6 protein-coding genes and 1 pseudogene are annotated in these 6,251 nt (G+C 73.4%); 3 read left to right on the forward strand and 4 right to left on the reverse strand.

Annotation, left to right across the window (positions count from 1 at the left end):
• Nucleotides 1-669, forward strand: a 669-nt coding sequence (locus tag GT030_RS11555; RefSeq protein WP_161201025.1) for a GAF domain-containing protein, incomplete at its 5' end; no start/stop codon positions are given.
• 29 nt (nt 670-698) lie between these two features.
• On the opposite strand, the gene GT030_RS11560 is transcribed toward GT030_RS11555, so the two are convergent.
• The gene (locus GT030_RS11560) at nt 699-1,454 is read right to left on the reverse strand and encodes an SIS domain-containing protein (RefSeq protein ID WP_161201026.1); all 756 of its coding nucleotides are present in this window, start codon (nt 1,452-1,454) and stop codon (nt 699-701) included.
• A 213-nt stretch (nt 1,455-1,667) separates the two neighbouring features.
• Here GT030_RS11560 and GT030_RS11565 point away from each other — a divergent pair, with 213 nt between their 5' ends.
• Nucleotides 1,668-2,360, forward strand: coding sequence for a metal-dependent transcriptional regulator (locus GT030_RS11565; RefSeq protein WP_086689846.1), 693 nt, complete (start codon nt 1,668-1,670; stop codon nt 2,358-2,360).
• Between the two features lie 315 nt (nt 2,361-2,675).
• Nucleotides 2,676-3,536 (forward strand): alpha/beta hydrolase, encoded by an 861-nt coding sequence (locus GT030_RS11570; RefSeq protein WP_161201027.1) that lies wholly within the window; start codon nt 2,676-2,678, stop codon nt 3,534-3,536.
• Between the two features lie 80 nt (nt 3,537-3,616).
• Here GT030_RS11570 and GT030_RS11575 read toward each other — a convergent pair whose 3' ends face one another.
• The 3 genes and pseudogenes from GT030_RS11575 to GT030_RS11585 form a co-directional block, all read right to left on the reverse strand.
• Complete coding sequence (locus tag GT030_RS11575) at nt 3,617-5,215, reverse strand: transporter (protein WP_161201028.1); 1,599 nt, start codon at nt 5,213-5,215, stop codon at nt 3,617-3,619.
• Nucleotides 5,212-5,988, reverse strand: coding sequence for an ABC transporter ATP-binding protein (locus GT030_RS11580; protein WP_135787760.1), 777 nt, complete (start codon nt 5,986-5,988; stop codon nt 5,212-5,214). Before GT030_RS11580 ends, GT030_RS11575 begins: the two co-directional genes overlap by 4 nt.
• A gap of 70 nt (nt 5,989-6,058) precedes the next feature.
• Nucleotides 6,059-6,251, reverse strand: a pseudogene (locus tag GT030_RS11585) (DNA primase); the annotation flags it as partial.

Genomic DNA, 6,251 nt, shown 5'->3' on the forward strand with positions numbered 1-6,251 from the left:
CGGCGCTGCTGGCGCAGCGGGTTCGTCCGGCTTGCCTCGCCGCTGGGGCAGGAACCGGTGCCCCTCGGGGTCGGCTGGCTCTTCCTGGACGTCACCGAGGCCCGGCTGGGGGAGCGCGAGGCGTCAGTGCTGCGGTTCCGCGTCAACCAGCTGCACCGCGCGGCCCGCGCCGCCGCCGAGTGCGAGGACCCCGCCGAGGCGGCCGTCGTCCACCTGGAGTTCGCCCTCGCCGGCTTCGCCGACCACGCCCTGCTGGACCGGCTGACGGACTCGCGCGGGGAGACCGTACGGCTGGAGCGGCTCGCCGCCACGCCCGCCGGGACACCGGGCGCCGACGCCCATACCGGGCTGCCCGTGCGCTACGCCCCGGACCACCCGGCACCCCGGTGCACCGAACGGGGCGGCACGGTGCGCGCCGATGTGAACGGGGTACCGGCCGAGCGGGCGCGGGAGTGGGCCCGCACCAGGCACTGGCCCGCCGACACCGCCCACGCGCTGTGCACCCCGTTGCGCAGCCGGGGACGGACCCTGGGGGTGCTGACCTTCCTGCGCGGCACGTCCCGCGACGGCTTCGACCGCACGGACACGACGTACGCGGAAGAGGTGGCCGCGCGCATCGCGGCGGCGCTGGACCTGGCGGACACGGTACGGGGCGCCGAACAGGTCTGAACCGCCGACGGCGGCAGCGGGACGGCGCTCTAGTGGTGGTAGAAGATCCGGTCGCCGTACTTCTCCATGATCCGGGCGTTCCAGTCGTGCCCGCCGTCCACGTTCCCCGAGCGCAGCAGCGGGGGCTCCACGCCCCGGTCGGCCAGACTGGCCGCCGCCGTCGCGACCATGGACTGCATCAGGGCCGAGGTGACCACCGTGGAGGCGGGCGCGAAGGGCGCCGGGACGCTGTCGATGGTCAGCTCGGCGTCCCCGACCGCGATCTTGGAGTCCAGTACGACGTCGCAGTGGTCCTTCAGGAACGTGCCCGAGGAGTGCCGGGAGGCGGTCCCGGTGGCGTAGGCGACCGAGGTGACGCCGATGACCTTGATGCCCAGGGCGCGCGCGTGCTGGGCCATCTCCACCGGCAGGGCGTTGCGGCCGGACAGGGAGATGATCACCAGGGCGTCGCCGTCGCGCAGCGGTGAGCTGTCCAGCACGGCGGAGGCGAGGCCGTCGACCCGCTCCAGGGCGGAGCCGAGGACGGCCGGGCTGACGTCGATGCCGACCACGCCCGGCACGGCGAGCAGGTTCATCAGGGCGAGGCCGCCCGCGCGGTAGACGACGTCCTGCGCGGGGAGCGAGGAGTGTCCGGCGCCGAAGGCGAAGAGCCGTCCGCCCGACTCGACCGTGTCCGCGAGCAGGGTCCCGGCGGCGGCGATGGCCCCGGCCTCCTCCTCGCGCACCCGCCGCAGCAGGCCGATCGCCGCGTCCAGGAACCGGTCGGCCGGCGTGCCGTCGCTCATGCGGTGCCCCTTCGCGCCTCGATGTCGCGGATCACCGTGCGGTCCGGACCAGCGCGGTGTCAATACGGCCCGCGCTTCCCGGCCGAAGCGCGGCCGGTTCCCGCTGTTTCACCGGCGCGGCACGATTGTCGGTGGTATCCGGCAGAATTGATTCTGGGCCAGCGCACGCGCCGGGAGCGGTGAGCTCTTCGGCAAAGTAATCGAGGGGCACGTATGTCCGGACTGATCGACACCACGGAGATGTATCTCCGCACCATCCTCGAACTGGAAGAGGAAGGCGTCGTCCCCATGCGCGCCCGCATCGCGGAACGGCTCGACCAGAGCGGGCCGACCGTCAGTCAGACGGTGGCCCGCATGGAGCGGGACGGACTGGTGTCCGTGGCCAGCGATCGTCATCTGGAGCTGACCGACGAGGGCCGCAGGCTGGCCACGCGCGTGATGCGCAAGCACCGGCTCGCCGAGTGTCTGCTCGTGGACGTGATCGGGCTGGAGTGGGAGCAGGTGCACGCGGAGGCGTGCCGCTGGGAGCACGTGATGAGCGAGGCGGTGGAGCGCCGCGTGCTGGAGCTGCTGCGCCACCCCACCGAGTCGCCCTACGGCAACCCGATCCCGGGTCTGGAGGAGCTGGGCGAGAAGGACGGCGCCGACCCGTTCCTGGACGAGGGCATGGTCTCGCTCGCGGAGCTGGACCCCGGCTCGGACGGCAAGACGGTCGTGGTGCGCCGGATCGGGGAGCCGATCCAGACCGACGCCCAGCTCATGTACACGCTGCGGCGGGCGGGTGTGCAGCCCGGCTCGGTGGTGAGCGTGACCGAGTCGGCGGGTGGCGTGCTGGTGGGCAGCGGTGGTGAGGCGGCCGAGCTGGCCTCCGACGTCGCCTCCCACGTCTTCGTCGCCAAGCGCTGAACGCGAGGAGGCCCCGGCGCCGCCGCGGCGCCGGGGCCTCACCTCCCCGGTACCGACCCGGAGCCCCGAGCTCCCAGGGTCAGTCCCTCCGGACCGTTTTTCCCCGAGCGGTCCGCCCCCTCGCCAGAGAAGATCCCCTCGGCGGGGGCGATCATTCCTCTTCCGGTGTCACTCGAACGAGGGGTGTTGGCGGAGCGAACGCCCGTATCGAATGAGTTTTCGATAATCTGCGACGGCAGCACCAGGCGGAACACACGACAGCGACAGCGGCAGTACAACCGTACGAAGCAGGCGGAGCTGGGGGGTGCCAGGTCTATGGCACGACGTATCGAGGTCACAGGAGCGGGCGGGGTGCGGCTGGCCGCGTGGGAGTTCGCGGACCCGCCCAAGGAGGGGACCGGGCCCGGCGCGCGGGGTGTCTTACTCCTCCACGGGCTGATGGGGCGCGCCGCGCACTGGGCGTCCACCGCGCGCGGGCTCGCCGGGCGGTACCGCGCGGTCGCCCTCGACCAGCGGGGGCACGGGCAGAGCGCGCAGCCGCCCCTGGAAGCCTGCACCCGCGAGGCCTACGTGGAGGACGCCGAGGCCGCGCTGGAGCAGCTCGCCCTCGCCCCCGCCGTCCTCGTCGGCCATGCGATGGGCGCGCTCACCGCCTGGCAGCTGGCAGCCCGCCGTCCGGACCTGGTGCGCGGCCTCGTCATCTGCGACATGCGGGCCTCCGCGCTGGGCGCCGCCTCGCAGACCGAGTGGGCCGACTGGTTCCGCTCCTGGCCGCTGCCGTTCGCCACCCTCGCCGACGTCCGGCGCTGGTTCGCCGAGGACGATCCCCGCCTCGAACGTCCCGACCCCGCGCGCGGTGCCTTCTACGCCGAGGTCATGCACGAGTCCGCCGACGGCTGGCGCCCCCTTTTCGACCCCGACCGCATGCTCCGCACCCGCGAGACCTGGGTCCACGACGCCCACTGGGACGAACTCACCCAGGTCCGCTGCCCCACCCTCGTGGTCCGCGGCCTCGACGGCGAACTCGGCCGAGCCGAGGCCCAGGAGATGGTCCGCGTCCTCCCGGACGGCCACTACGCCGAGATCCCCGACGCGGGCCACGTCCCCCACTACGACCAGCCGGCGGCTTGGCAGGGGGTGCTGGACGGCTTCCTGGGCGACTTGGGGACATCCTGAAGGGCCACCCATGGGGGGTGGGCGGGGCACGGCGGGACTCGCCCGCCTCGGGCGAGTCCCCTCTGCCGGAGCGGCGCCGTCTAGCCCTTGCTGACCGCTGCCAGGATCTCCGGGAGCCGGGCAGCCGTTCTCGGGGCTGCCAGCCGGAGGCCCGTCAGGGCCAGGGCGGCTCCGTACGCGGCGCCCACGGGGAGGAGCAGCCAGGACCACTGGGCGCCCCCGTCGCTGACGTTCAGCCAGATCGTCGCCGCGATCACCGGGGAGCAGAGCAGGGCCGAGGCGACCATGCCGCCGAAGATGGAGATCCAGGCGAGGCCCGCCTGGCCGGGGGCGACGTTCTTGTGGCCCTCCTGCGGTATCGAGTAGGGGAAGCGGGCCGAGGTCCAGGCCCCGGTGGCGAGCATGGCGCCGAGCAGAGCCAGGGAGAGGCCCAGTACCTCGGGGAGGCGCGACCAGTCGCCCAGCAGCGCGGTGGTGACCAAGGTGACGAGGATGGCGTACGGCAGCGTGATCAGCAGCAGGGCCAGCGCCCGCCCGCGCAGCTCGGCATAGGCGTCGCGCGGGGAGGAGACGGTCATCGCCACCATCCAGAACGCGGAGGTGTCCTGCCCGAACTGGTTGTACATCTGGATGCCGAGCATCCCGGAGGCGAAGCACGCGAAGTACAGCGACCCGGTGCCCTGGATGGCGTTGAACACCGGCACGATCAGTCCGATCGCCAGCGAGGTCACCCACGCCGCCTTGGTCTTCGGGTCGCGCCAGATGTAGCGCAGCGTCCGCTCCATCACCGCCCCCGTGCGCCCGGCCGGCAGCAGCCGGGTCAGCCCCGCCGAGGCGCGGTCACGGCCACCGTCGTCGGCCGCCTGCAGCGTGGAACCGTCGGGTGAGGTCATCAGCCGGGTCAGACTCCGCGCCCACGCCCCGATCAGCAGCACCAAAAGCGCCGCGCACAGCGCCAGTTGCGCCTGCGCCACCCCGTACGACCCTTCGCTCGCCGAGCGCACCGCGCCCAGCGCGGACGCGGGCGGTACCCAGGCCAGCACGTCCGCGACCGGCCGGAGTTGGCCGAGTCCGCCCGAACCGAGCCGCTGGGCGCCGAAGTTGACGAGCTGGGCGCCGATGGCGATGACCAGCCCGCTCAGTACGGCAAGGTCGCGGCCCTTGCGGCTGGTCAGCAGGCGGACGTTGGCCGCGGCGACCGCCCGCGCCAGCGCCACGCAGGTCAGCAGCGCCAGGGCGACCCCCACGACCGCGAAGACCCAGCCCGCTCCGTGCGCCAGCGCCAGCCCGCAGCCCGCCAGCACCAGCAGGGTGAACACCGGGCCGATGCCGACCAGCGAGGCCGCGAGCAGCCCCCGCACCAGCGTCCGGGGCCGCAGGGGGAGCATGACCAGGCGGGTCGGGTCGAGGGTCTCGTCACCGCCGGGGAAGAACAGCGGCATCACCGCCCAGCCCAGCGCCAGGACCGCCACACCGGGCACGGCGACGGACTCCGGGTGGGACTGGAAGCGCAGGGCGACGAAGCCCAGCAGTTGCAGCAGCGCGAAGACCAGGGTGAGCACCGCCGAGGCGACGAACGCGGCCCGCCGGCCCGTGGACTGGCGCAGCCCGTTGCGCAGCAGGGACAGCTTCAGCCGGACCAGTACCGAGGTCGCGGAGGCGGGCGTCGCGGTCGTCATCGGACCGCCCCGCCGCCGAGCCAGTCCAGATCGGACCCGGCGTCCCGCCCGCTCGCGCCCACCAGCTCCAGGAACGCGGCCTGCAGGGTCGGGTGCTCCCCGCGCACCTCCGCCAGCGTCCCGGTCGCCCGGATGCGCCCGGCGGCCAGCACCGCGACCCAGTCGCACAGCGACTCCACCAGCTCCATCACGTGCGAGGAGAACACCACGGTCGCGCCGGACGCGGTGTACCGCTCCAGCACACCCCGGATGGTCTGCGCGGAGACCGGGTCGACGCCCTCGAACGGCTCGTCCAGGAACAGCACTTCGGGGTTGTGCAGCAGGGCCGCGGCGAGCCCGATCTTCTTGCGCATGCCCGTCGAGTAGTCGACGACGAGCTTGTGCTGCGACCCGGCGAGGTCCAGCACGTCCAGCAACTGGGTGGCCCGCTTGTCCACCTCGGCGCCCGGCAGCCCCCGCAACCGCCCGCTGTAGGCCAGCAGTTCACGCCCCGACAGCCGCTCGAACAGCCGCAGTCCCTCCGGCAGCACCCCGATCCGGGACTTCACCGCCACCGGGTCCTGCCACACGTCGTGCCCGACGATCTCGACGGACCCCTGATCGGGCCGGAGCAGGCCGGTGACCATCGACAGGGTGGTGGTCTTGCCCGCCCCGTTCGGGCCGACCAGCCCGATGAACTTCCCGGCCGGCAGGTCGAGGTCGATGCCGCCCACCGCGACATGCTGCCCGAACTGCTTCCAGAGTCCCCGTACCCGTACCGCTGCCTCCGTCATGACGGAAACCCTACGGTGACGGCCCTCACCGGGGCACCCGTGCGGCGGAACCGCGAAGTCCGGCTACCGCTCAGCAGTCCTGGTTGCAGGCGTACGCCAGCGGCGGGATCAGCTCCTCCGCGTCCGGCAGCCACCGGTTGGCCGGCGTCGGGCGGCACGCCCACTGCACCGCGCCCCGCGACCCGATCCGGGTCGGCGGCGCCGCCAGGTACCGCCCGTCGCCCAGCGCGACCAGATCGCGCGCGGCCGCCGCCCAGCCGACC

Origin of the sequence: Streptomyces sp. SID1328 (assembly GCF_009865595.1) — a bacterium.
GTDB classification, from domain to species: domain Bacteria; phylum Actinomycetota; class Actinomycetes; order Streptomycetales; family Streptomycetaceae; genus Streptomyces; species Streptomyces griseoluteus.

Coding starts and splice junctions, on each gene's coding strand:
- GT030_RS11575 (WP_161201028.1), bottom strand. CDS start 5,215: ATGACGACCGCGACGCCCGCCTCCGCGACCTCGGTACTGGTCCGGCTG.
- GT030_RS11565 (WP_086689846.1), top strand. CDS start 1,668: ATGTCCGGACTGATCGACACCACGGAGATGTATCTCCGCACCATCCTC.
- GT030_RS11560 (WP_161201026.1), bottom strand. CDS start 1,454: ATGAGCGACGGCACGCCGGCCGACCGGTTCCTGGACGCGGCGATCGGC.
- GT030_RS11570 (WP_161201027.1), top strand. CDS start 2,676: ATGGCACGACGTATCGAGGTCACAGGAGCGGGCGGGGTGCGGCTGGCC.
- GT030_RS11580 (WP_135787760.1), bottom strand. CDS start 5,988: ATGACGGAGGCAGCGGTACGGGTACGGGGACTCTGGAAGCAGTTCGGG.